This window comes from Niabella terrae (assembly GCF_054783135.1).
In genome coordinates this window covers 1-26405 of record NZ_BAAGRD010000014.1, presented here as the reverse complement: position 1 = coordinate 26405, position 26405 = coordinate 1, and the positions used below count along the sequence as shown (strand labels likewise).

General features: G+C 46.3%; 22 protein-coding genes, 1 tRNA gene and 1 pseudogene. 14 read left to right on the top strand and 10 right to left on the bottom strand.

Translation table 11 applies throughout. From position 1 onward, the window contains the following. Positions 1–48 precede the first annotated feature (48 nt). The 3 genes from ACYVI9_RS14325 (at position 49) to ACYVI9_RS14315 (ending at position 3605) form a co-directional block, all read left to right on the top strand. Positions 49–1251, top strand: coding sequence for a glycosyltransferase (locus tag ACYVI9_RS14325; RefSeq protein WP_460765573.1), 1203 nt, complete (start codon positions 49–51; stop codon positions 1249–1251). A 104-nt stretch (positions 1252–1355) separates the two neighbouring features. Next, positions 1356–1931: a gluconate 2-dehydrogenase subunit 3 family protein gene (locus ACYVI9_RS14320; protein WP_460765571.1), complete on the top strand. Its 576-nt coding sequence runs from the start codon at positions 1356–1358 to the stop codon at positions 1929–1931. Positions 1932–1937: 6 nt separating this feature from the next. Continuing rightward, positions 1938–3605 carry a GMC oxidoreductase gene (locus tag ACYVI9_RS14315; RefSeq protein WP_460765569.1) on the top strand — a complete coding sequence of 556 codons (1668 nt, stop codon included), beginning with the start codon at positions 1938–1940 and terminating at the stop codon, positions 3603–3605. Between the two features lie 14 nt (positions 3606–3619). Here the strand turns inward: ACYVI9_RS14315 and ACYVI9_RS14310 are convergent, their stop codons facing one another. Next, entirely contained in the window at positions 3620–4945 is a 1326-nt protein-coding gene (locus ACYVI9_RS14310; RefSeq protein WP_460765565.1) for a flippase, read from the bottom strand. Between the two features lie 429 nt (positions 4946–5374). Here ACYVI9_RS14310 and ACYVI9_RS14305 point away from each other — a divergent pair, with 429 nt between their 5' ends. Then, positions 5375–6250, top strand: a complete 876-nt coding sequence (locus tag ACYVI9_RS14305) for a beta-1,6-N-acetylglucosaminyltransferase (RefSeq protein WP_460765562.1) — start codon at positions 5375–5377, stop codon at positions 6248–6250. A gap of 68 nt (positions 6251–6318) precedes the next feature. Here the strand turns inward: ACYVI9_RS14305 and ACYVI9_RS14300 are convergent, their stop codons facing one another. Both ACYVI9_RS14300 and ACYVI9_RS14295 read right to left on the bottom strand, forming a co-directional pair. After that, positions 6319–7782, bottom strand: a complete 1464-nt coding sequence (locus tag ACYVI9_RS14300; RefSeq protein WP_460765559.1) for a hypothetical protein — start codon at positions 7780–7782, stop codon at positions 6319–6321. 448 nt (positions 7783–8230) lie between these two features. Further along, positions 8231–9169: a hypothetical protein gene (locus tag ACYVI9_RS14295; RefSeq protein ID WP_460765557.1), complete on the bottom strand. Its 939-nt coding sequence runs from the start codon at positions 9167–9169 to the stop codon at positions 8231–8233. A 154-nt stretch (positions 9170–9323) separates the two neighbouring features. On the opposite strand from ACYVI9_RS14295, the gene ACYVI9_RS14290 reads away from it, so the two are divergent. The 3 genes from ACYVI9_RS14290 to ACYVI9_RS14280 all read left to right on the top strand — a co-directional run bounded on the left by ACYVI9_RS14290 (position 9324) and on the right by ACYVI9_RS14280 (position 11866). Further along, positions 9324–10379 carry a sugar phosphate isomerase/epimerase family protein gene (locus ACYVI9_RS14290; RefSeq protein ID WP_460765555.1) on the top strand — a complete coding sequence of 352 codons (1056 nt, stop codon included), beginning with the start codon at positions 9324–9326 and terminating at the stop codon, positions 10377–10379. Positions 10380–10509: 130 nt separating this feature from the next. After that, positions 10510–10917 carry a c-type cytochrome gene (locus ACYVI9_RS14285; RefSeq protein ID WP_460765553.1) on the top strand — a complete coding sequence of 136 codons (408 nt, stop codon included), beginning with the start codon at positions 10510–10512 and terminating at the stop codon, positions 10915–10917. 112 nt (positions 10918–11029) lie between these two features. Then, positions 11030–11866 (top strand): 3-keto-disaccharide hydrolase, encoded by an 837-nt coding sequence (locus ACYVI9_RS14280; protein WP_460765551.1) that lies wholly within the window; start codon positions 11030–11032, stop codon positions 11864–11866. Positions 11867–11955: 89 nt separating this feature from the next. On the opposite strand, the gene pyk is transcribed toward ACYVI9_RS14280, so the two are convergent. Then, a complete protein-coding gene (gene pyk / locus ACYVI9_RS14275; protein WP_460765549.1) occupies positions 11956–13443 on the bottom strand; it encodes a pyruvate kinase in 1488 nt (495 codons plus the stop codon). Positions 13444–13557: 114 nt separating this feature from the next. Continuing rightward, positions 13558–14778 (bottom strand): 6-phosphofructokinase, encoded by a 1221-nt coding sequence (locus tag ACYVI9_RS14270; RefSeq protein WP_460765547.1) that lies wholly within the window; start codon positions 14776–14778, stop codon positions 13558–13560. Positions 14779–15049: 271 nt separating this feature from the next. Here ACYVI9_RS14270 and ACYVI9_RS14265 point away from each other — a divergent pair, with 271 nt between their 5' ends. Next, positions 15050–17158: a prolyl oligopeptidase family serine peptidase gene (locus ACYVI9_RS14265; protein WP_460765545.1), complete on the top strand. Its 2109-nt coding sequence runs from the start codon at positions 15050–15052 to the stop codon at positions 17156–17158. 46 nt (positions 17159–17204) lie between these two features. Continuing rightward, complete coding sequence (locus tag ACYVI9_RS14260) at positions 17205–17438, top strand: TfoX/Sxy family protein (protein WP_460765543.1); 234 nt, start codon at positions 17205–17207, stop codon at positions 17436–17438. A 13-nt stretch (positions 17439–17451) separates the two neighbouring features. On the opposite strand, the gene ACYVI9_RS14255 is transcribed toward ACYVI9_RS14260, so the two are convergent. Both ACYVI9_RS14255 and parS read right to left on the bottom strand, forming a co-directional pair. After that, positions 17452–17913: an RES family NAD+ phosphorylase gene (locus ACYVI9_RS14255; RefSeq protein ID WP_460765541.1), complete on the bottom strand. Its 462-nt coding sequence runs from the start codon at positions 17911–17913 to the stop codon at positions 17452–17454. Between the two features lie 237 nt (positions 17914–18150). After that, the gene (parS, locus tag ACYVI9_RS14250) at positions 18151–18690 is read right to left on the bottom strand and encodes a type II RES/Xre toxin-antitoxin system antitoxin (protein ID WP_460765539.1); all 540 of its coding nucleotides are present in this window, start codon (positions 18688–18690) and stop codon (positions 18151–18153) included. A gap of 385 nt (positions 18691–19075) precedes the next feature. Between parS and bla the strand changes: the two genes are divergently transcribed. Then, complete coding sequence (gene bla, locus ACYVI9_RS14245) at positions 19076–19987, top strand: subclass B3 metallo-beta-lactamase (RefSeq protein WP_460765537.1); 912 nt, start codon at positions 19076–19078, stop codon at positions 19985–19987. Between the two features lie 163 nt (positions 19988–20150). Here bla and ACYVI9_RS14240 read toward each other — a convergent pair whose 3' ends face one another. Beyond that, positions 20151–21704: a glycoside hydrolase 5 family protein gene (locus ACYVI9_RS14240; RefSeq protein WP_460765535.1), complete on the bottom strand. Its 1554-nt coding sequence runs from the start codon at positions 21702–21704 to the stop codon at positions 20151–20153. A gap of 284 nt (positions 21705–21988) precedes the next feature. Here ACYVI9_RS14240 and trxB point away from each other — a divergent pair, with 284 nt between their 5' ends. Beyond that, positions 21989–22936 carry a thioredoxin-disulfide reductase gene (trxB, locus tag ACYVI9_RS14235; protein WP_460765532.1) on the top strand — a complete coding sequence of 316 codons (948 nt, stop codon included), beginning with the start codon at positions 21989–21991 and terminating at the stop codon, positions 22934–22936. Positions 22937–22961: 25 nt separating this feature from the next. After that, entirely contained in the window at positions 22962–23327 is a 366-nt protein-coding gene (folB, locus tag ACYVI9_RS14230) for a dihydroneopterin aldolase (protein WP_460765530.1), read from the top strand. Positions 23328–23367: 40 nt separating this feature from the next. Here folB and ACYVI9_RS14225 read toward each other — a convergent pair whose 3' ends face one another. Further along, positions 23368–23853, bottom strand: a complete 486-nt coding sequence (locus tag ACYVI9_RS14225) for a cytidine deaminase (protein ID WP_460765528.1) — start codon at positions 23851–23853, stop codon at positions 23368–23370. 204 nt (positions 23854–24057) lie between these two features. Between ACYVI9_RS14225 and ACYVI9_RS14220 the strand changes: the two genes are divergently transcribed. Further along, on the top strand, positions 24058–24987 hold the full coding sequence (locus ACYVI9_RS14220; protein ID WP_460765526.1) for a 3-keto-disaccharide hydrolase: 930 nt from the start codon (positions 24058–24060) through the stop codon (positions 24985–24987). A gap of 100 nt (positions 24988–25087) precedes the next feature. Continuing rightward, positions 25088–25162, top strand: a tRNA-Met gene (locus tag ACYVI9_RS14215). A gap of 231 nt (positions 25163–25393) precedes the next feature. Here ACYVI9_RS14215 and ACYVI9_RS14210 read toward each other — a convergent pair. Further along, positions 25394–26251 (bottom strand): annotated as a pseudogene (locus ACYVI9_RS14210) (ISAon1 family transposase); the annotation flags it as partial. Between the last annotated feature and the right edge of the window lie 154 nt (positions 26252–26405).

Here is a 26405-nt window from a genome sequence, read left to right as displayed (position 1 = left end):
TTGACAAGGGGATTTCGGGATTTTATAAATTGAGATTTTAATAGGATCATGTTAAAAAACAGAGATATCATTATTGTGGGTCAGCAACCCTGGGACACTGAAATAGGCAGTAACTGCAAGGATATCGCCCTGGAATTCAGTAAATACAACCGGGTACTCTATGTGAATTCTCCCCTGGACCGGATCTCCAGTTTGCGGCATCAGCAGGATCCGAAAATACAGCGACGCATCAATGTCATCAAGGGTCGGGAACCGGGGCTGGTTCCGATTGGCGAGAATCTGTACAATCTGTACCCGGACTGTCTGGTAGAATCCATCAACTGGGTTCCTTCTACCGGCCTGTTTAAAATATTAAATAAAATAAATAACCGGAAATTTGCCAATGCAATTCTCAAAGCAGTGGCGGAACTGGGTTTTAAGGATTATCTGCTCTTCAATGACAATGAGGTTTTCAAGGCCTTTTACCTGAAAGATTTTCTGCAACCCTGGTTGTCGGTTTATTATTCAAGGGATAATATAGTTGGTGTCAGCTACTGGAAGCGGCATGGCGCCCAGCTGGAGCCGGAGTTGATGGCAAAAAGTGATTTATGCCTGTCTAACTCTGAATACCTGAGGACCTACTGTGCGCGCAACAATCCCAATTCATTCTGTGTCGGACAGGGCTGCGATTTTACCTATTTCAATAATGAGGGGCTGGAACTGGCTCCTGATATGGAATCTATCCCGAAACCTGTGATCGGCTATGTCGGTGCACTCTGGACCACCCGTCTGGACCTGCCGCTGCTGGAAGCACTGGCCAAAAGGCAACCGCAATGGAATTTTGTATTTATCGGGCCCGAGGACGAAAAGTTTCAACAAAGCCCGCTGCATGGCATGGACAATGTATTTTTTCTGGGGTCGAGACCACCCGAATTGCTCGCCACCTATATCAAAGGTTTTGATGTTTGTATGAACCCGCAGTACGTCAATCCCATTACGGTAGGCAACTATCCCCGAAAAATAGATGAATACCTGGCCCTGGGTAAAGCGACCATCGCAACAAAAACGGAACCCATGATCGATTTCAGGGACCATGTATTTCTGGCAACAAATGAACAGGAATATATTGACGGGATACAGGAACTGTTGGATACCGATACGCCCCAACTGCAGCAGGAAAGAATTGAATTCGCACTTTCGCATAGCTGGGAAAACAGTATCGAAAAAATGTCGCAGTGTTTTGATATTGTGGCTGCAGCAAAGCAGCAATAGAAAGGGAGGGCAGGCCCGCCGGCCGGTACCGGAAAAGTGAAATAGCGCTCGTCTTGAATATTGATCCATCTAATGGGATATGAACCGCCTTTAAGGGACCAGACATGAATCGAAGAAAAGCCATAAAAGCCATCATCGCTACCGGTACCCTGGTAGTGGGGGGCGTTTCGGGTTATGAGTTGATCCGACAGAACCGAAGGCCGGACAGCGATTATCTGAACGTACAGAAAGCCGTTATTGCCGATCTGGCAGAGCTCATAATTCCGCGCACCGATACACCGGGTGCTAAAGATGCCCGGGTGGAAGACTATATCATACAAACCGTTGCCCGGGACCTGCGTCGACGCGATGCCAATAATTTTATTGACGGCTTAAAATCGTTGAACCGTCAGACGAAGCGAAAGTATAGTAAGACCTTTAATGAATGCAGTCTGGCGCAACAGACTTTGTTATTATCGGAGATTCAGGATGATTTTCATGCCGGTGACTCCCTGCTCTCCAAGGCCGACCGGAAAATCCGTGGCGCCACTTTTTACGAAACCCTGAAACGACTCACCGTGATCGGGTATTGTACTTCCGAACCAGGTGCTACCAAGGGGATGGCTTTTGTTCATATTCCGATAAATTATTTGTCTTGTATTCCCCTGGAACCCGGACAGAAATGCTGGGCCACAAAGTAAACTATTATGCAGTACGATGCCATCGTTATAGGGTCGGGTATCAGCGGCGGTTGGGCCGCCAAGGAATTATGTGCCAAAGGACTGAAAACCCTCCTGCTGGAACGGGGCCGGGACGTCAAGCATGGTCAGGATTACCCCCATGCGCTAAAAAAGCCCTGGGAATTTCCCAACCGGATGCAGCAGACCCAGCAGGACCGGGATGAAAATCCGATTCAGTGTAATTTTTATGACGAAGGTTCCCGGGATTTCTTTATCCGTGATACGGATTATCCTTATGTACAGCAAAAGCCTTTCTGGTGGGTACAGGGCAACCAGGTCGGTGGAAAATCGCTGGTCTGGGGCCGGCAGTGCTATCGCTGGAGTGATCTGGATTTCGAAGCCAATCTCAGGGATGGAATCGCTGTTGACTGGCCGATCCGTTATCGGGATATTGCCCCCTGGTATGACTATGTGGAACAGTTTATCGGCGTCAGCGGCAGCAGGGAGAACCTTCCCCATATGCCCGATGGTATTTTTCAGCCGCCCATGCAGCTGAATTGCGTGGAACAGCATTTAAAGGAATCGATACGCGAGAACTATAAGGATCGCCTGCTGACGATTGCCCGGGTGGCCAACCTAACTGAATCCATCGGCAACCGCAGTAAATGCCTGAACCGTAATCTTTGTACCCGGGGATGTCCTTTCGGCGCTTACTTCAGTTCCAACAGTTCCACTTTACCGGCGGCAATGGCCACCGGAAACCTGACGATCCGGCCTTACTCCACGGTACTTGAAATTATTTATGATGAAGCTACTCAAAAGGCGAAAGGGGTAAGGGGTATTGATACGGAGACCATGGAGTCGTTCGAATTCTTTTCGAAGATTGTATTTCTGAATGCTTCCACGATCGCTTCCACTGCCATCCTGCTGCATTCCACTTCCCGGCGGTACCCCAATGGTCTGGGTAATGACAGCGGGGAACTGGGCCATAACCTGATGGATCATCATTCCACCGCCGGAGCCAGCGCCGTTTATGAAGGCCTGCAGGATCAGTATTATAAAGGCCGCCGACCCTGCGGTTTTCTGATTCCCCGATTCAGGAATATAGGTCCGGACAGCGGTCTGGATTTTATCAGGGGGTACGATATACAGGGTGATGGGGAAAGAAAAGAATGGATGGATAATGCAGAGGAAAAGCTCCGCGATTTCGGGCCGGGATTCAAGGATAGCTTAACCCGTCCCGGTCCCTGGTCTGTCTGGATGGCCGGTTGGGGCGAATGCCTGCCTTATCACGATAACAAAATCAGCCTCAGCAACGATACCAACAAATGGGGGATGCCCATTGTGGAGATCAACTTTGAATACAAAGAGAATGAGGATCGTATGATGGAAGACATCCAGGCAAGCTGTACGGAAATGCTCGAGAAGGCGGGTTTCTCGGATGTTTCGGGTTTCAATTACCGGCGTCCGCCGGGCAGCACAGTCCATGAAATGGGCACTGCCAGAATGGGCAGGGACCCCCGGACTTCCGTGCTCAACGGAAATAACCAGGTGCATGGCGTAAAGAACCTTTTTGTCACTGATGGCAGCTGTATGAGCTCTTCGGCCTGTCAGAATCCTTCACTGACCTATATGGCGCTGACCGCAAGGGCCTGTGACTTTGCGGTGAATGCTTTGAAAAAAGGAACACTCTAAACCCTGCCGCCTGATTAAACCTTTTTGCGCATTAGTTTTTTAAAAAACTCGGGATAAAAATGGACGGCATAGATCCAGGGATGCCAGTAATTAATATTGAAAAGCCGTTTTAATAAAAATCGGGTGATGATAAATGCCACAACATTCACAAAAACACTGGCATAAGCAGCACCCATAATACCCCAAAACCGGATAAATATCAGGTTGGAAATAACGATCAGCAGTACGGAGAACGCCACAAGATAAAAATTGGTTTTTGCCCTACCTGAGGCCGCCAGAACGATACCGCATTGACGCACATAGGGCGCTATCAGACTGTTGATAAGAATGATCCGCAATAAAGGTACTGCATCGCTATAGGTTTCACCGGCAATAAGCAGCATCACCAGATCCGCAAATATGAACAATCCCAGGGAGCAGGGAACCAGCACCGCAAGAATCACACCTACCGAGCGCTCATAAAGGTATTTTACCGAAGCATCACCTTCAGCTTCATGGCGTTTGGAGCTCTGCGGAAACACAATGGTGGACATGGCATTGATGGGGATATCGGTCAGGTTGGTGATGCGCATGGTGACATTAAAGATACCACTGGCTGCCTTGGACAACATGGATCCCAGCATCATCTGGTCGATGGAACCCGCTAACATGGTACTGACCCATACGGCGAAGCTGTATTTTCCGAAATTGATGATTTTTCGGATCCAGCTGAAATCTATGATTTTCGTAAACCTTATATATTTATAGGTAAAGCCCCAGGAAACCAACGTGGCCGCAAAGACACCCAGGATCTGCATGATCGTCAACAGGGTCAGATCTGCCGGCAACTTGAAAAAATAGTGATAGGCGATGTATCCAAATGGCAGCAACTGTTTTACGGCAGGTGCCAGTGAACTGCCTTTGAACTGAAAGTGAGCCTGCTCGATACAGTTCATCTGCGATTGTATGCCTGAAATGACAAAGGTGATGGTATACAATTGCAGCATCAGGGGCAATACCTCAGAATCCCAGATACTACCGGCCAGTGGCGCCAGTAAAAGCAATAAAATGGTCAGTAGCAGCGATAGGGAGAAATTAATGACGAATGTTGCGGAAACTATTTTTCTTTTGTCTGTCTGTCCGGCACCGGAGAGGTATTTGATGGAAGCTTCCTGGGTCAACCCGTTTTTGGATAGTTCAACAATGGTAATAATGCTGATAAAAATGATCCAGGTGCCATAGTCATTCGGTGTCAGCAGCCGGACCAGCATATAAAAGTTCAGGAAGCCAAGTACTAAATTACTGCCATGCTGAAAACTAGTAATGATGGCATTTTTCAGCCAGTAATTCTTTTGAGCCATTGATTTTGGTTAATTGGTATGCTATAGGATCCCTGCAGCAGGTTCCGGAGAGATAACAAGCCCGCTGGTCCGGTAAAAGACTTCAGGCTGTTCGGCTGCATTGTATATAACAAGGGTTCCTCCATCCGCTGAAATTGCAAATATATTGTAATGTGACCGTAGTTGCGCCTGCTGGGCTTCCAGTTGCAGCAACGGCTGTCCGGGAGCAAACAGGTGCAGGAACGGAGGCCTGTCCGGGGAGGCGGGAACGCCCGCAGGCCGGTTTGTGCACCTATTTATTGGCCAAAAATAAGGTGTCCGGACCGGCGATGGGCAGAAAGAGGCTCGGGAAAGGCGTAATTTGTAAAATATTTGCTAATTGAACCCTTTAAAGGGGTGATTTTGATAAGTATATTTCTCCTATTTGGATTCTTCGGCTAATTTTAGTCCGTGAAAATTTGTCATTTAGTCCTTGCCCATAAGCATCCCTTATTGCTGGGCAGGCTTTTAAAAAATCTGGCACATCCCAATGCCAAAACCTATGTCCATGTCGACCGGAAATTCGACTGTCAGCCTTTCCGTGAAGCGGCCAAATCCATCAGCGGTGTGCAATTTGTAAAAATGCGTACCACCCTGCATTGGGGCGGTCCCAGTATCGTGAACGCCGTGGCCTATGCGTTAAGGGAAATCAGGGCTTCAGGTGAAACATATGATTTTATCAACCTGATCAGTGCCCAGGATTTTCCTATAAAATCCATGGACGCATTCATCGAATTTTTAAGTGCGAATCAGCAGCAGCAGTTTATATCCTATATGACAGGAGCGGAGGCCGACAAGTGGTGGCATACCGGTGCCAGCCGCTTTCAGAAATACCATTTTAACGAACTGGATGTCCGGTTTAAATATTTCTTTCAAGGTATTGCCAATACCGTGCTACCCAAGCGCTCGGCGCCTAGTGAATGGGAACTGGTGGGCGGTAACTGTGCGACCTGGTGGACCCTGCAGTCGGCCTGCGCCTATCATATGGCAGAGACCATCCTGCATGATAAGAAAGTCCGGGATTTCATTCGTATGACCTGGGGTATTGATGAAATTATTTTTCCCACACTGGTATTGAATTCGCCTTTTCGGGAGACCGCCGTAAATAATAACCTTCGCTATATTGACTGGCAGGAACAGCAGGCGCATCCAGCCATTCTTGGAACCAGTGATTTTGATCATCTGCGTGACAGTCCACATTTTTTTGCGCGAAAATTCGACCTGGATACAGATGCGAATGTACTCGACATGATTGAAAGCCGTCTGTTACAATCCGTTCCGGAATGAAGAAACCAGTCCTTTTAGAGACTGGTTTCAAAAAATAATCAGATGACTTTCAGAACCTGATCCTGCGATTACAAGGTGGCGCCTACACCGCTGATTTTGGTCCGGAAACTGCTGGTGCTTTGCACGGCATCAGATTCGTTCGCCTTGTAAATATTATTCTCATTTCTGATGATCTTTGAACTGGACATATTGTTCAGAATGATATTGTCATTGTTGTTAAATACCAGATTATTATATAGCTCCAGCGTGCCATAGGTATTGTAAAAATCCAATAGTCGACCTGGGAAACTCATTTTTTCGGTATTCATTTTACCTACGGTATTGTTATATACTTTGGCATTGGCTGGTTTGAAAACAGAGCTGGCTTTGATATAAGGGGTTACCTGAAGTTCGAAACCGCTGTATTTACGGCTGTTGTAAACAATATTATTGTAGATCTCTACCGTTTTGGTACTACCTACACTGTATAACCACAACCGCAGGGCATTACCTTCGTGGTTGGTGATTTTATTATTATAGAACTTACCGTTACCCCTGGCAAAGAATACACCGTTGTGGTTGTTATTGTTCTGGTTGATATTGTTGATATAGTTATCATGGAACAGGAAGTCTTCTACATTACCTACAGAAACTACCGAGCCCGGGGTGGGGGAATTGACACAGGTTAGATGGGCAATTTCCAGTTTTTTAATCATGCCCTTATATCCGTTGGAAGTGACGTCACCACCCAGGAAGATCAATGGTCCGACATTATCGGCATCGATGTTCAGGAAAGCGAGGTTGGAGACATAAGAACCCTGGCCGCCGGTGTAAGTCAGGTTGTTCAGATCCGTATAACTGATCACATAATCCCTTACGTTTTTGAACAGGACGTTCTGCAGGGTGAAATTTGTCACCAGCCCTTTCAGCATAATCGCCCGATAATTACTATTGGCAAATACAAAACCTCTGTCGCTGGCTGATGTTCCTGCGCCGGAAACGGTGACATTATCCAGGTCTATCAGATTGAGCAGCGCACCGTTGGAAAGCGAAATCAGTCCGTTATTGACGATGGTTACGCGCTGCCCTGCCGGAACTTTAATATTTCTGATGGTGATCGCACTGTAAGAGCCGCCTTTGATTTTAACCAGGTCTCCGTTCTTGAAACTGCTTCTGCTGCCATTAATAACCAGATTGTTGCCGTCAATCGTGAGATTTCCATAACCTTCTCCCACATTAATCACCCTGGAGTTGCCGGTCGTACTGCCTGACCCGGTACCTGTTCCGGTCCCGGTACCATTGCCTGACCCGCCACCATTATTGGCACTGCCCGAACCGCCACTGTTGTCGTCATCATCGTCGTTGTCGTTACCTGTGCCGGTACCTGTTCCTGTACCGGTCGTGTCCGTGGGCTCCAGATGACTTAGTGAATCTGCTACACGGATAGAATCCGCTACACGGATCGAATCAGCGATCCTTATGGAATCTGCAATCCGGATGGAGTCTTTGTATTTAGTGGAATCTTTGATGGTTGTGGAATCTGTTAAGATCACAGAATCACCCTGATTTTTACCAGGGTCAACAACGGACACTCCGTTGTCATCATAAGCTGCAGACGTTTTCTGACAGCCGAACGAAAAAATGGTACAGGAGAATATGAAGGCCAATGTTGGAACATAGAATTCCCTCCTGCCTAAGATGGACTTTAGACGCATTACTGAAGTTTAATGTTTTTTAATTCAAAAAAATCAAATCGGAAATTTGACAATTTAACCTTACGAATAGTTGTTGAGAGCTTGCAACGCTTTCTTACAATAACTATTTTTAATGTAATAATGGTCGAAAATACAATAACTATGCCTTGTTTTGGATTATTTGGAGCACCCGATCCTGCCTATATTGTTGTTGCACTTATAATTGTAGGATTTTTAGTTTCTGTTGATTCGAAAGGCCGTAAAGTCGATTTTTTCATTAAAAAGGCCCGTAAAAAATAGAAAAATTTTATTTTAGAAAATTCGCGGATACCAGCTCCAGCAGCTGCTTTTCTCCGCTCGCATGATGAATGCGGGCGCCTGAGAGTTGCGGATATAAATGGGTAAAACAACCAAAATAATGTTCCGGTCCTTTTTTGGAGAGTATCAGATTGGTACCTTTAAAATAACTCGCCAGGGTCGCTGTTCCACCATGGGTGGAAATGAAAAAATTGCAATTGGCATAGATGGTCATTTGAAAATGATTAAAGTTATTCGCGGAAATTTTATTTTCTTTAAACAAATCGCCCATTAACAAAACTTCGGGATGGGTAGATCTCAGCCAGTCAAACTCTCCCAGATCATAGATTTCGCTGTTGTCATTGACGATATCCGAAGCCCCCGGCCGGTTATAAATAATCTGGTAATGCGGTTTTAATTGACGGATCAGTATATCAAGCAGTTCAATACTCAGGAAACTGACCGGCGGACCGTCCCATTCCATATTATATCGGTTGGCGATAACTAACAAAGGTTTGTTATAGTGGTAAACTGCGTTCTTGTATTGCTGCTTTAACGGCGGCGGCAGCCATTTATTAATTCGATAGTCCTGGCTGTAAAGTATCCGGGGCAATTCAAAATTGTAATTGCCTGCATTGGATCGGTTCGCGAAGGATTCCTGATGATCTTCGGAGAAATAATAAAATTGCCGGGTACCGGCCAGCGACCGGGTACGAAGTAAACTGCCATTTTGATGATGCCAGTAGGCATGGGGGAGGGCAAACTGCAGTTCGTTGGCGAATTCACCCTCGTAATCCAGTATCTTATAGGGGCGTTTTATTAGATAATCCCGAAAATTATATCTGGATTGAATCATCTTACAGACAATCGTATCTCTGTAAAAATAAAAGTACTCAGGCGGCACGCCGGGATATTTTATCCGGGCGATGGCGCTGGCAATTTTATTCAATAAACTATGTTGATATTTATTCAATTAAACAATTGACCCGCTAATATTTGATGCAGTCCTTTGCAATTTAAAGATTTTAAAACTTTTGCCCGTATTGGTTTATTTCGGATATATTCTATAGATTTATTGCTTTTAATAATATCCTTAAGAATATATGACTACACTAAAAGGCCCCGGTATTTTTCTGGCTCAGTTTCTGGGCACTGAGCCACCCTTCAATACGCTTGAATCGATCTGTTTCTGGGCGCAGTCGCTCGGTTTCAAGGCCGTTCAGATACCCACCAGTGATGATGCTATTTTTAATTTAAAACTGGCGGCAGAAAGTAAGGATTATGCCGATGAAATCAAGGGAATCATCAACGAGTACGGCATGGAAGTATCTGAACTATCAACCCATTTGCAGGGACAGTTGGTGGCGGTGAACCCCGCCTATGACCTGCTTTTTGATGCCTTTGCACCACAGGAATTGCGGGGCAATCCCAAGGGAAGAACCGAATGGGCGATACAGCAGCTGAAATATGCGGCCAAGGCGTCTCAGAACCTGGGGCTGAACGCCCATGCCACTTTTAGCGGCTCCCTGTTATGGCATACTTTCCATCCCTGGCCCCAGCGACCGGCAGGACTGGTGGATGAGGGCTTTACCGAACTGGCGCGCAGGTGGACGCCCATCCTGGATTATTTTGATGAATGCGGTGTGGATGTCTGCTATGAAATCCACCCGGGTGAAGACCTGTTTGACGGTGTCACTTACGAAATGTTCCTCGAGAAAGTCAAACAGCATCCTCGGGCCTGTCTGCTCTACGATCCTTCACATTTTGTGTTACAATGCCTGGATTATATCCAGTATATCGACTTTTACCATGAGCGGATCCGGGCTTTCCATGTCAAGGACGCCGAGTTCAATCCAACGGGCAAGCAGGGCACTTTTGGTGGTTACCAGAGCTGGCTGAAAAGGGCCGGGCGCTACCGGACACCTGGTGATGGTCAGGTAGACTTCAAAACTGTATTTTCAAAGCTCGCCGAATATGATTACAAGGGCTGGGCAGTGATGGAATGGGAAGATGTATTGAAAAATCAGGAAGATGGCGCCCGTCAGGGAGCTGCATTAATTGAAAGCCATATTATTCGGGTTACCGAGAAGGCTTTTGACGATTTTGCCGCTACAGTACCGGATTCGGATCTCAATAAAAAAGTATTGGGTCTTTCATAATTACTGATTACTTTAGCCGGTGAATTCAGGGGGCAGCACACATGCTTTTGGAAACCCTTTATTCATTCGGGACCATCGGAATTATTGTTTTGCTTTGGATGGGAACATAAAATTTAATAAAATATTGCAGATGAAAAAAATAATACTCTCATTAGCTATCCTTTCTTCTATTGTGGCCTGCGGCGGCGGAGACTCGGAAAAGCCCGCGTCCACTGATCCCGGATCTGATGCAACAACAGCAGCGCCGGCCGATGATTTGTCTTCAAATCCGGTCTATCAGAAAGGACTGGAACTCACCGGCAAATACCAGTGTCCCACCTGTCACAAAATCGACGAAAAACTGACAGGACCGGGCTACCGTGAAGTAGCGGCAAAATATGCCGGCGCCGATGAAGCGACGATCACGAAACTGGCCCAGAAAGTAATAGATGGCGGTTCCGGTGTCTGGGGCGAAGTGCCGATGACGCCGCATCCCAATGTATCACTGGATGACGCGAAGGATATGGTCGCCTATATTCTTTTATTAAATAAAAAATAGGGGAGTTTTTCCCCGAACGGCCTGCAAAAAGGATTTTTCTATTCCCTGAAGGCTTGGTATGGCCGGCCTGCATGCAGGCTGTAAAGCGATTCAATCTTTAAAATCTTAGTATATGAAAAAACAATACCTGGTGGCAGTAGTGGTTGCAGCTGGAATTTATAGTTGTGCCCCCCGTGTGTACCGCAGTCCGGAACCAGCGCCTGCGACACAGCCTGCTCCGACCCCTGAACCTGCCGCACCAACGCCCGAACCGGAGCAACAACCTGAAGCGCCTCCTACGCCCGCACCTGTAGCTCAGAACGTACTTTCAGCAAAGGAGAAGGCAGCCGGCTGGCAGTTATTATTTGATGGTAAAACCAGTGATGGCTGGCATGGTTACGGTTCCAAGACCATCGGTACTGCCTGGAAAACAGATAACGGGACTTTATATCTGGATAATACAAAAGATGGTAGCTCCAAATCGGGCGGTGATATCGTTACCGATAAGGAATATGGAAATTTTGAATTGCAGATCGACTGGAAGATTGACAAGAACGGGAATAGCGGCATCTGCTTTTATAGCCATGAAGACAGAGACCGGTATGAATGGATGTGGAATACAGCACCTGAAATACAGATTGTGGACAACGAAGGCCATCCTGATGGAAAAATATTCAAACACCAGGCAGGCGATCTGTACGACCTGATTCCGGCAGCAAGCCATGCGGAAAATGCGCCACTGGAATGGAACCATTATTTGATCCGGTGTGTCAACGGTAAGCTGGATGTTTACCTGAATGACGTACATATCCTGGATACCCAGCTATGGAATGAAAACTGGCGTACGCTGATTGCGGGCAGTAAGTTTAAGAATGCAGCGGATTTCGGGACTTATAAAAAGGGCCGGATAGGACTGCAGGACCATGGCAATAATGTCTGGTTCAGAAATATAAAGATCCGGAATTTGTAAACGATCCAGACGTCTATAGAAAAAGTCCGTAGTTCATGGTATTACCAAAAGCTACGGACTTTTCATTTGCACCCAGTAGGGTGTTCCAATTATTCGATAGTTGTAATCTTAATGGTATTGGTAGGAATCTTCAGGTGTACAGGTGTTGAACCGGTACTTACCACGATATTGCTTTTTTTCAGATAACCACCTTTTTTCAGGATATTGATCTGGTCGGAGAAGATGGTGTCCAGTTGCCGCTGATCATCATCGTACAGAAATGCACGGATACCCCAGGCCAGGCTCAATTGATTGATCAGACTGGCATGCTTGGTGAAAATATAAAGGGGTACTTTGGGCCGATAGCTGCTGAGCATAAAACCCGTATAACCGCTCTGTGTCATTCCAATCAGTGCATTGGCCGCTACATCCCGCGCCAGGTTACAGGCATTGTAACAAATCGCGTCACTGGTCAGGGTGGGGGAATGGGGTTGTGGTTGCAGCACTTCCTCCAGGTCGTAATTGTATTCGGTGCGTTCAATCTCCAGTATGATTTTACGCATCGTCTGTACTACCAGGGTAGGATGCTGTCCGGTAGCCGTTTCCGCACTCAGCATAACGGCATCCGTACCTTCTAGTACCGCATTGGCCACATCAGTGATTTCACTGCGGTTGGGTTTGGTGCGGTCGATCATGCTTTCCATCATCTGTGTAGCTACAATGACCGGTTTGGCCCTGTGAATACATTTCTTGATAATATTTTTCTGGATCAATGGTACTTTCTCTACCGGCAGTTCAACACCCAGATCACCGCGGGCGACCATTATACCATCCGAAGCATTGATTATGTCCCGGATATTGGGGATGGCTTCCGGCATCTCTATCTTGGCGATGATCTTGGTTTTGCTTTTATGTTTGTCCAGTATTTTTCTGAGCTTTTTAATATCGTCCACCTGGCGTACAAAGCTTAAGGCTACCCAACCCAGTTCCTGTTCGATGATGAAATTCAGGTCCGCCAGATCCTTAGGGGTGAGTGCTGGCAGGGAAATCTTGGTATCCGGCAGGTTCACGCCTTTTTTAGAGGAGATATAGCCGCCCAGCAATACTTCTACCTGTACATCATTATTGGGCAGGATTTTCTTCACGATCACTTCCAGTTTGCCGTCATCGATCATGATTTTATTTCCCAGTTTCACGTCTTTGTGGAAATTGGGGTAATGGATATAAAGTTTGTCCTTATTACCTATGATTTTATGGCTGGTGAATAGGAACTTGTCGCCGGCTTTGACCATCATTCCGCCACCTTCGATCTCACCCACTCTTAGTTTCGGACCCTGGAGGTCGCCCAGAATCGCCGTATGGGTTCTGTTCTTTTTGTTGATATCCCGGATGTATTCAATGACCTGTTTTTTTTCTTCATGCGTACCGTGAGAAAAGTTCAACCGGAATACATTGACGCCTGCGGCGATAAGTTCTTCCAACTTATCATAAGTATTACAGGCGGGTCCTACCGTCGCCACTATTTTCGTCCGACAGAAATTTTCGTCGTCCTTAAGAGATGAATTCGTCGTTTTCTTTGAAGCAATTTTCTTTGCCATAATAAGATTTCTGAAATTATACACGTTACATGGAAAGCAACGCACTTATTTAGTAAATATAGTAAATCAATAAGAGCTGCAACCAGTGCAGCTCTTATAAATATACTGAATGTTCTAGTTCCAGCCTAAAATTGTGGAGAACACAAATTCTTCCGGATGAGGAACAAATTTTCGGGCAGCTTCCACATCATCTGCCGTAAGGTACTGCATGACGCTGTCGAATACCAGTCTGGTTTTGGGATCGTCTATATTAACCAGTCGGGTTTTTACTTTCCCATTTTCCCCGGTAACGTCTTTCAGGAATAATGGTGCGATTTCTCCGGCATTGTTAACCGTAACCACACAACCGGTCAGCCCTTTGTCAAATAATGTTTTGACGCCGGTGCCCAGTAACGTGCAATACTGCAGGTCAAAGGCTGCTGGAGGTAGACAGCGCAGTTCATAACCCAGTTCCACGGGACGGCATTTTACATCGAGTCCCAGTTCTTTGAGTTTGTCCTGCAGGAGTACATTATATATATGTGCCTTGCTGACATTACCCAATTCAGGGTGTCCGTGGGCATCGTAAGTAAATTGTACCCCCGAATTTTTAATGTCTTCATCACTCATGAAGTGAAAAACGCCTTCACTCACAACGGCAGCACCATAGTTGATGCCCAGTATTTTTCTTTTCAGGATCGCTGAAACGATAAGTTTTGTAATGGCACCCAGATCCAGTTTTGCTTTATTGAACATCTCAGGAATCACGATCATGGGCAGTTGGCAGGAGGCGCCAATGCTGAAAGCCAGGTGACCGGCTTCGCGACCCATCGCTGAGAGAACAAACCAGTTGGCAGAAGTTCTGGCATCTTCGTATACTGTTTTGGTAATACGCACGCCTTCTTCTGTAGCACTCTGATACCCGAAGGTAGGTGCATTGTCCGGGAGCGGCAGGTCATTATCAATTGTTTTCGGTACATGGATATTCTGCACCGGAAATTTATTATCCGTCAGGAAGGTGGAAATACGATTGGCGGTAGAAGCGGTATCGTCGCCACCAATGGTTACCAGTAGTTTTACATTATTATCGACGAAGAAGTCAGTTTTAAATTCCTCATTCTTGGGTTTGTAGCGGCTCATGCGCAGGAAAGACCCGCCACGGGTGAGGGCGTTGTCTGCCAGTTCAAAATCGATATCGACAGTAGAAGCATTGCCGGTAAAAAGGTTTTTATACCCGTCGTGAAGACCGATTACCCTAAAGCCGCTTCTTAAAAATATTTTGGAAACAGAGCTGATTACCGTGTTGATACCTGGTGCCGGACCGCCGGCTGCAAGAATTAAAATACTTTGTTGCATAAATGGTTTTTAGAAAAAAAGAAGTTGCGAATATAATAAAATTATATCGTGTTCTATGCACACTTTTTAAGCATTTTTCCATACGAACAACCGTTCGGGACAGCGATGGGCGCATCCGGTGCATTGGGAATTCAGGAGGGAGACTGCAATAATTAATACGATGCATGGGTATCGCTTGTGAAATTCAATTGGGGTTATGATCTATTATTTGCCAAAAGCCCCTAATTTGCAGCTCTATTTCAGAATACCGTGGACTACTAAAATTGCTGATATGAAATTACTACTATCGTTTATTTCCATGTTTATGATTTCTCAAATACAGGCACAATTACAGTATCCGGTGACTTCCAAAGGAGAGGTTACCGATGATTATTTTGGAACCAGGGTACCGGACCCTTACCGCTGGCTGGAAGACGACAACAGCCCGGAGACCGAAGCCTGGGTAAAGCAGCAGAATGCTGTCACTCAGGATTATCTGGACCAGATTCCTTTCAGGGACCAGGTCGGAGAGCGGTTGCGGGAAATCTGGAACTATCCCCGTTACGGAACCCCATTTAAAAAAGGGGACTGGTATTATTATTATAAAAATGATGGTTTGCAAAATCAGTCGGTACTGTACCGCACCAAAGATCTTACAGGGAAAGCCGAAGTCTTTCTGGATCCGAATCAGTTCAATACGGAGGGACTGGCTGCGCTATCCGGCATGGCATTCAGTAAATCCGGTAAGCTTTGCGCCTACTCAGTCGCCCGCGCCGGTAGTGACTGGAAAGAAATTTTTGTAATGGATGTCGAGCATAAGAAGCTACTTTCCGATAAGATTGAATGGACCAAATGGGGCGGTGTAGCCTGGAAGGGAGAGGAGGGCTTTTATTACAGTGCCTATGACGCTCCGAAGTCGACCGAAGTACTGAGCGGCAAGAATGAATATCAGAAAGTCTATTATCACCGTATTGGTGATCCGCAATCTGCGGATCAGCTGATTTTCGAAGACAAGGCGCATCCGCTCCGGTATTTTGGTGCCGGTTTGACAGAAGATGAGCGTTTTCTGATTCTGACGATTGCAGAGGGTACCAGTGGGGTAGAGATCCGGGTCAAAGATCTTCAGCAGGCAGCGGTGGGCGATTTTAAAGTCCTGGTAGCCGGTTTCGATACCGAATCGGATGTGATTGATAATACCGGGGGGCAATTGCTGGTCAAGACCAATTTTCAGGCCCCCAATTACCGGGTGGTTCAGATCGATCCCAGCCGTCCCGAAAGGGAAAACTGGCAGACCGTTATACCTGAGAAGGAAGAAACCCTGCTGGGGGTCGGCACCGGTGGCGGGAATCTGTTTGCCAGTTATCTGAAAGATGCCGCTTCCCGGATTTACCAGCACGATTATTCTGGCAATTTGATCCGGGAGATCCAGTTGCCGGGTATCGGTTCTGCCGGAGGCTTCGGCTCTGAAAAGGACCAGCACTCATTTTATTATAGTTATTCTTCTTTTGCGACCGCACCGGTCATTTATCATTACGATATCGCCACAGGAAAATCCAGTCAGTATCGGGAATCCGAATTGAAAATATCCACGGCATATCTGGTCACCGAACAGGTTTTTTTTACCAGCAAGGATGGCACCCGGGTGCCCATGTTTCTCACTTTTAAAAAAGGATTGAAAAAAGATGGAAATAACCCGGTGCTGCTCTATGGCTATGGTGGTTTCAATATTCCCATGACGCCGGGATTCAGTGTGAGCAATGCTTTTTTTGTTGAACAGGGCGGTATATATGCGGTCGTGAACCTGCGGGGCGGCAACGAATACGGCGAAGCCTGGCACAAGGCAGGTATGTTGTTGAATAAGCAGAATGTATTCGATGATTTTATCAGTGCTGCTGAATACCTGATTCGTGAAAAGTATACACAAACCAACCGGCTGGCCATCCGCGGCGGCAGCAATGGGGGGCTGCTGGTAGGCGCAGCCATGACACAGCGTCCCGAGCTGTTTAAAGTTGCCATACCCCAGGTAGGAGTGCTGGACATGCTGCGGTTCCATAAGTTTACCGTAGGCTGGGGATGGGTCGTAGAGTATGGAAGTGCGGATTCCGCCAAATACTTCCCCTATCTGTATAAATACTCGCCCTACCATAATTTAAGAAAGGGGGTAGCTTATCCGGCTACTCTGGTGACTACCGGCGATCATGATGACCGGGTGGTGCCGGCACATTCATTCAAGTTCGCAGCCCGCTTACAGGCGTATCATAAAGGTAAAAACCCGGTTTTGATTCGCATAGAAACCAATGCGGGTCATGGTGCTGGCAAACCCACCGATAAAGTTATTGACGAGGCGGCTGATATCTGGTCTTTCATCATGTATAATCTGGGGATGCAATATCGACCCTGAGTAACCCAAAAGAATTCTAGCTGTGTGCATTCCTTAAAACTGATCTATGGCTTGCAGCATACAATGGGCAGACAAAGTAAGAACGGCACTTTCCGGTTTTAAGGAATTCCAGATTGAGGAAAAGCGCCTGTTCGGTGGTCTGGCCTTTCTGGTTAACGGAAAAATGTGCATCAACGTAAGTGAAGACAAGCTGATGTGCCGGTTTGATCCGGCCCGCACGGTTATGGCTATGTCAAGTCTTTGGGCTATCAGTCCAAAACAGACTTTGACCTCGGTATAGAAAATAGTTAATTCTATTGTTTGAGTCTTAAATCAAATGCTAAAGGCTCATCATTGATAATTAGTACATTTTCTATAGCATGATGAGTGGGGTCAATGATTATATTAAACTCCTGAGGGATAACAACTGAAGGCAGTATATAGGCTAAGCCCTTCTTGCTCTGCAAAAGCTCTGTTCCAAAGACTCTTGTTGCCATAGGTGGCGGCTTATCTCGCCAATTTGCAGGAATCATTTCAGTTGAAATTTTTACGATCAGTTCATCCGGAACAAAAATATTCCGTAGCGTAAATGAGGATCCTATATAGGTGGCTTTTGTGACATTTGCCATATGTTCTACTAATGCAAGTGCACGAGATTCAGCCGTATATATGCATGGAATATCTTTTTTGTTCCATCGTCCCGGATACAAACTGGCTCCAATGCCACGTAGATCTTCGCTTAGATGCCTATTCTGTGTTATTCTAAAAACATTCATAGGTCTGGTTTATATAATGTGCTGTAAAACCCTAAAGTCTTTATCTTTTGGGATCTAAGGCACAATATTGTTTTTCGTATAATATAGTAAATTTGCAACATCAGTATAAGATGTTAAAACCTCGTAAAGGACTTGCGCGTACTCGTGTGGGGCGATAAGTAAGACTTCTAACTCTTCGGAGCAGTTAGCAAGTCGCTGTGAAGCACGAAGCCCATTGGTCTTTAGCCAATAGGTAGTTCACGAAAAAATACCCCAATCGATTCTGCCTATTAAATCTTTTACTTCCTGGAAACCGTACATAGTATCCAGAAAATCGATTGGTTTTTTATTACCTAATGCTGCGTTCTCTGTACGCATCCATTCATTAAACCCTTCTTTATTTTCAAAAACGTAATAACCATAAGAATATAACTCTGCGATTCTGTATATCTTTTCACTTGCAGGAACTTTGTAGGTGGCGTTTTTGTCCTTCTTCGTAAGCGTTTGCCGCGTTACGCCCACGATATAAGATAATTTTTCATAGTCTAAACCTATCTTTTCCTTCAGGTTGAGTAATTGGCCTTGGGTAATGCCTTTTTTGATTACATTAATCGCACCGGCATTGCCCGCTTTAAATTCTGGTTCGGAATTCTTACTCAAAAGAGATTTTTCATTGTGCCTGTCCGTTCTGCCTTTAGTAACTTTTCCCCGAACTGACTTTGTATCAGTTTTACTAGTTGCTTTCCTCCCTTTTTTCGCTCTAATATTTTTGTTAACTTTTATCGTGTCTTTATCCATGATTTTTTTTATAAAGTTAATTAATTTACAGGATAATGTAAAATATTTACATTCTTTCGAGCGGCGTTTCAGGATTGAAGTAGATACGAAGTAGTATGTGGTTGATAATCAATGCTTACATCCTTAACCTGTGTGTTGAGAAAAAAGTCAGTGTCCAGCTTTAAGATTTATTTAAAACGGCTAAATTGAAGGAGGTGATCTCATATTTGCGCTACCTATACAGTTCACTCCGCCGATAAACTGGTCATATGTGGTTTCTTAGTGAATCTTGGAGAATATGAAGTTAAGACCTATTCATTCAATGGGCTAAGAAGTGCTTCTAATCTAATCTCTGGATCCACAGCTTTTTTATTTTTAATTCAGAGAAATAGTTGAAATTAGCGCCATGAAAACTTTTAATTCCGTTACTTCTTGCTCCAGTACTGCTATTTTGCGTGTCTGGATAGTGTTGCTTATTTGCTGCGGCTCTTTTTTTCCGGCAACCGCACAGTCGGTTAATGAGCCGATCAACGACAGCAACTGGGTCAGGGATTATAGTCCTTTCCGGATCGTTGGCAATATGTACTATGTGGGGAGTTATGACCTGGCTGCCTATCTGCTGACTGGATCTTCCGGACATATTCTGGTAAATACCGGTACGGCTGCTTCTTTTGAGATGATCAGCCGTCATATTCGCGAATTAGGCTTTAAACCGGAGGACATAGAGGTGTTACTCACGAACCAGGCGCATTATGATCATGTGGGCGCTGTGGCGGATTTCAAAAAAGCGACCGGTGCAGCCTTGTATGTGTCTGAAGGTGATGCAGCTGCGATGCGCACTGGTGGCCTGGCCGACTACGGCACCGGCTATTTGGGCGTCAGCTTTAAACCTGCCGCACCGGACCGCCTGTTATCCAATGGAGAGACCATCCGACTCGGTGAACTTTCCATTAAGGTCCTTGCTCATCCAGGCCATACCCAGGGTTCCAGCAGCTTTATCGCCAATGTAAATGATCAGCACCGTAGTTATAACGTATTACTAGCCAATATTCCGACCATAATCGTGGATGAAAAGTTCTCCAGTATTACCAAATATCCTAAGATTCGGGAGGATTATGAATACACACTCAAGGCAATGCGGGGTCTGAGATTTGATATCTGGGTAGCGGCCCATGCCAGTCAGTTTGGGTTGCACCAAAAACACATGCCCGGAGATGCCTATAATCCGAAGGTGTTCATGGGTCGTGCCGGCTATGACAAGCAACTGGACCGCTGCGAAGAGAATTTTCAAAAAAAGCTCCAACAGGAAAATCAGTGAATCCAATTTCGACCTCCGGCGGATTTACCTCCAGCTGGGAGGGTGGGCTCAGCAATTAACATTTCAAAGGACCTAGTTACGGGATATCCATGGACTATCCTGGTATCCTTAAATACATTTCTTTGACTTAAGGATCCATAGGAGGTTATTGCCCCAAGCTCTTCTAAGGTTGAACAAATACCGGCGCCGCACTTAAAGTAAGGGTGCCGCTCACTTGGCTGCTTTGCTGATCCCAGCTATACTGTGTGGCGCTGCTGATATTAAAAGAAGCAGGGAAGCTGTAGCTGGCAGTAGCGGTTTCGTTATTGCCAGATGCTTTCGCCCAGAGAACATAGATATGGTCCTTTGTAGTTGCGGAATAAAAAGCCCCCCCGTCCACATTGAAAGGCAGTTTCATGGCTTGCGTACGGGCGGGATCATAGAGCCGGTCACTCAATAACCGACTAATGGTGCGCCAGGCAATACCCGAGGGTGTAATCTTGGCCTGATAAGGCGTCGCCGGTAAAGCTTCATACAGGCCCATCAGGTCAAAGGGGTTGGTGGCTACACCTGGTGTACTGGCTTCTGCGGGCGCAAAGACATAAATGCCGTCGATTCCGGATTTTTGCGCAGCTAGGGCCGCTTTGATCATGAAATTACGCTGGGCTTCATCGGAGCCGATATAACCGCTCACCACCCGCCGGGGAATATTGAATTCGGTAATCAGGTATTTCTTTGTTCCGCCGAGTTGATAGGCTGCCAGCGCCGCTTCCATATCATTGCGGTGGTCGGTTATTGCCTGGGCCGCCCGGTCAGAATTCTTGCTATTGCCTAAATAGTACATCGGATAAACATGAAAACTGACACAGTCAAACCAGGCACCGCCTTTTTGCGGATAGGCATCGGTAACGGTTCCACCGGAAGGATTATCCGTATTACGGAGTATGGCATGTAAGAAACCGTCATAGCCGATACCCCCCAGACATACCAGGTCATCCGGCGCCAGTTTTCTGACCACTTCAGAAGTGATCCGGAGCATCCGGACATATTTTTGCACCGGGGCATAGAATCCCGTCAGGTCACAGGGATCCGGATCCCTGCTTTTCCAGGTCTGTGTGGCGTCCCAGTTTGTGGCAAAATCCGGCTCATTCCAGACTTCCCAATATTTTACATAAGGATCATAGCGTTTTACCAGCTCATACACATACCTCGCATAGTAATTCTCCTCATTGATCTGGCCGTCGTCTTTCCAGATGGGTTCATAGAGGTTGGCAAATGTCATGGATTGATGACCATCACAATAGATAGTCTTATCCCGATACGCCTCTCTGGGCTGGTTCAGGAAGATGACATTGTCTTTAGCCCCTAACTGGCTGTAGAGTTGAAAAGTTTTAACCCGGAAATCATAGCCCCAGACAGCGACAAAATCATCATAGAGTGCCGGTCTGAGGCTGTTGACGCCGGCGCCTTCCGCATTCTGTGAACCGAGGAGGATTTCAGCCAACTGTTCATCGGTCCAGCCTGGATAATAACCCATATTAGAACCGTATAAAAAGGGCGTACCTGAAACGCCTCCGGGAGGCGGGTCGCCGTCATTGTTATCGACAGGAGGCTTTGTCGTATCGGTGGTGTCAGTGACCGGGTTTTGGCCGGATGCTGATTTTCCTTTATTGCAGGCCAGCAGGATGCCCAGACTAAGCACAATAGCAGCTGGAATGGTTTGAAGTGGTGAGGTCATTACCAATAATTTATGAAAAAAGTAAAACAGCAAGTTAGGGTAAAAAATCGGTTTAGCGATTCCCTTATTTGTGTGAACCTGACACCGGCTCAAATGAAGGATGGGAGTCTCAACCCGATCCATAATTCCCGAACGGCACTCCATTTTCCGGGGTCTGCTAGGAATTGCCATCGGCGGGGACCCCGAAGGCTTTTTGAAGCTATCCAATTCGGAATCAGTGGCTACAAGCTTTCGGATAAACCTTTTCCTACTATATTTGTATTTATCGGAAGTAAAATATATTTATGGCAGAACAAACAGCAATTGAAAGGATACATTGTTTAATAATCGGTTCCGGTCCGGCCGGCTATACTGCGGCCATCTACGCCGCCAGGGCCAATCTGAATCCGGTACTCTATCAGGGTATCCAGCCCGGAGGGCAGCTGACCATTACGACTGAAGTTGAAAACTATCCCGGCTATGCCGATGGTATACAGGGTCCGGAAATGATGATCGATTTCGAAAAACAGGCCAAAAGAATGGGAGCGGACATCCGTTATGGGATTGCCACCAAAGTAGATTTTTCCAGCCATCCGCATAAAGTCTGGATTGACGAGGAGAAACTTATTGAGGCAGATGCGGTAATTATTTCTACCGGCGCTTCGGCTAAATGGCTGGGCCTGTCGAGTGAGGAAAGGCTGAACGGATTTGGCGTGAGTGCCTGTGCTGTATGTGACGGATTCTTTTTCAAGGGCAAAGATGTGGCCATTGTAGGCGCAGGGGACACTGCTGCCGAAGAGGCATTATACCTTTCTAAACTTTGCACCAAAGTGCATATGCTGGTGCGTAAAGATGCCATGAGAGCCAGTAAAGTGATGCAGGACCGGGTACTGAAGACTGAGAATATTGAAGTGCATTTCAATACCGAAACCGAGGAAGTGTTGGGAGAACAGAAAGTCGAAGGCGTGCGGGTGAAAAATAACCAGACGGGTGAAAGTAGTGATATCCCGGTAAGTGCGTTTTTTGTGGCGATTGGTCACCAGCCCAATTCCGATATTTTCAAGGACTTTCTCGACATGGATGAAACGGGCTATATACAGACAATACCGGGTACTTCCAAAACCAATGTAGCCGGTGTATTCGCTGCAGGCGATGTTCAGGATAAAACTTACAGACAGGCGGTTACCGCTGCCGGAAGTGGCTGCATGGCTGCCCTGGATGCGGAGCGTTATCTGGGAGAATTAGGCGTTTAATTAATTACAGATAGATTTTTCTGATATGCTGGTAACACTGCATCTGCAAAAACTCCGCTTTTTTGCCTACCATGGTGTCTATGAGCAGGAAAAAAGGCTGGGCAATGATTTTGAACTCAATATCTCCATCAGCTTCCGTACAGATAAGGAGCTGATCGAGGATTTGCAGGATACCATCAACTATGCGGCCGTGTATGAACTGGCCAAATCAGAAATGCTCCATCCCCGCGAACTTTTGGAAACTTTCCTGTCCCAGCTCGCTCAGAAGATTAAAAATCAGTTTCCCCAGATTGCCAGACAAAAACTGGTCCTGTACAAGCTCAGTATGCCCATGGTGAATTATCAGGGCCAGACAGGAGTGGAGCTGGAATTTGATTATGAACAAAACTAAAACAGACGCTTGCCGTCTGAACCGCTGCCTACAAGACTGCTTACTTTAAATCCCCGGAACCGAAAGCCAGTGGTAGTAGTTCTCCCGCCTGAGGAATCAGGTAGATGCGCCCCTCTTGTCCCGATAATAACAGCCGGATCGGCTGGCCAAATCTTTCTTCATATTCCCGTAATGCCTGCCGGCACATGCCACAGGGGGAAATCGGACGATCGCTTTTACCCGCTGCAGCACGGTAGCTGACAGCTACGGTATCTATCCGGGCATCAGGATAGCCCGTTGTGATCGCTCCGAGTAAAATCCTTTCCGCACAAACGCCGACCGGAAAGGAGGCGTTTTCATGGTTGGTTCCTTGCACCACAGTGCCATCCGCCAATCGGGCGACAGCCGCTACCTGAAAACCAGAGTAGGGAGCATAAGCGTTCAGGGTAAGCGTCCGGGCTGCCTGGACGAGTTCCCGGTCTGAGTCCCCAAGCTCATTCAGGTCTTCTGCAACCTGATAGGAAAATTGAATGCTGGCGGTCTCCATATGATAATGATTAAACGGTGAAGGAGCTGCCAACCAAAAAGGCAGTCCGGGGTGATCCCCAAATTATATTTCTCTTATTACTGTTTTTATTGTTTTTTTGTTGGCTGAACCCTGATTGTTGCCCGACGCTGCAATAACCTTTTTGCATGGCCGGAAATTAATCGGAGATTGATCCTTGTCTTCAAATGTAAAAATTTTATATTCATGCTAAGAAAAATTTTCATTGCCGCTGTGGTCGTTCTATTGACAAATATTGTTTCCGCCGCCGCTCCCGCCGATCTGATCGGACGCTGGGATATAACCGTAACCCGCAAAGGGGAGGAGAAGCCCTCCTGGCTGGAAGTGAAGTTATCAGGATACAAAACCCTGGTAGGGTATTTTGTATCAGAAACCGGTAGCGCGCGCCCTGTGGCAGAAGTGAAGTTTGATAATGGCAAATTTTCCTTTGCCATTCCACCACAATGGGAAACTGAACCCGCCAATCTCCAACTGGATGGACAGTTGAACAACGATGGGATTTCTGGTACGATCACATATCCGGATGGAGAAAAATGCAGTTTTACCGGCGTAAAAGCGCCTTTGCTGAAAAGAGAGAAAGCACCAGTTTGGGGTAGTCCCATTAAACTGTTTAATGGTAAGGACCTTTCGGGTTGGAAAGCCATGGGCGCAAATAGCCAGTGGGTCGTGAAAGACGGTATACTGACCAGCCCTCAGTCCGGTGTTAATCTGGTATCAGAACGAACTTTTAAAGATTTTAAACTGCATATCGAGTTTCGCTATCAGAAAGGTAGCAACAGTGGCGTATACTTAAGAGGTCGCTATGAGACCCAGATTCTGGATAATGATAAAAGTGAACATCCCAGCAATGTAAATTTCAGTGGTATATATGGTTTTCTCACACCCAGTGAAGTGCATTCCAAAGGTCCTGGCGAATGGCAAACCTATGATATTACCCTGATAGGCAGGATGGTGACTATTGTCGCCAATGGCAAGACAGTCATCAGCAACCAGGAGATCCCGGGTATTACCGGTGGCGCTCTGGACAGCCATGAAGGCAACCCCGGCCCGCTATATCTCCAGGGTGATCATGGTCCTATCGAATTTAAAAATATCATCATCACACCTGCCAAGTAAAGACACTCAAGTCTGGCTATTTCTACCCGATGGGGACGTTTATGGCGGTCCGGAATTAAAAATAGTTTGGCTGGTGAGCAGAAAAGTACTATATTTGCATCGCGAGGTAGAGCAGCGGTAGCTCGTCGGGCTCATAACCCGAAGGTCCCAGGTTCGATCCCTGGCTTCGCAACCAAAAAATAGACAGAATCCGTTGTATATCAAAATGTACAACGGATTTTTTCGTAAAAGGAAGGCAGGATGACTTAATGGGATCATTCGCAATCCGCGGATCTATCGATCCTTCATCGCTCATTTATCTAGGTTAGACAGGCCTTTGAGGGATCAATCTCAAAAGTTGGGGAGGCGGATCCGAATGGAGCGAAACTGAAGGGGTTAGACCGGATCAAGTACAAAACCTGGGGATTTAGCCAAAAATATTTGAAAATCTGAACAGGAAGAACCTCGTATCCCTGACGCCTCTGAACTGATTTCTAAAGGCTTTTATCTTAGCATTAAATGATTCTGCTGAAGCGTTTGTACTACGCTGATTGAAGTAATTGAGGATATTATTGTAATGATGTTTGATGGTTTTCAGTAAGGTGTTGAAGGTTTTGAATCCGGATGCTTCTACCTGGTTAAACCAGCGCGCGAGCTTGGTCATTGCTACCGGTTTGTTAATTCTTCGATTGTATATACTGCGCAGGCTGTCAGTAAGTTCATAAGCTTTTCTGATGTCAGGATATAGGTGAAAGAGGATTTCCGCCCGCGCTTGCTGATTTTGGGTCCATCTGTCGGGATTCTTATACAGCAGGTGCCTGCTTCTGGCCAGTAGCTGTTTGGTTGTATCACCATTGATATGTGTTTCGGGGACGTAGGGCTTATCCTGTGCCTTCGCTTTTGCGATCAGTTCGTGTTCCTTATCTATGGCCTCCCAACGATATTTAATCCTTATTTCCTGTAAAGCTTCGCTGGCCAACTGCTGTACATGAAAGCGATCTATAACCTGGGTAGCTTTAGGGAAGCACCTCAGAGCGATAAGTTTCATTGACCCTGACATATCCAGCGTAATTTCCTTTACCTTATCCCTCAAAGGCTTGTCTAGCTTGGATAAATGAGCAATGACGGTATCAGAATCTGTTCCAAAGATGATGGCCACCAGGCATCCCTTCCTGCCCTTAGCCTGCATAGAAGTAACAACCGTGTAAAGCTCTCCTCCTGATAATGCCACTTCGTCGATGGACAGTTCTTCTGACATATTCTTCGGGAATAGCAACCAGCGGTCTGCATGAGACCTGCACGCCTAACTCTAAAAGTCACTTATCTTCTTTTTGTATTGCCGTTGGAACTTTTTAGGTGATATACCATACATCTCGGCTATGGTACTGCAATCCAAGGCTTTAGTATCCGCGGACTTCTTTTAAAAAAGCAGCAAAATC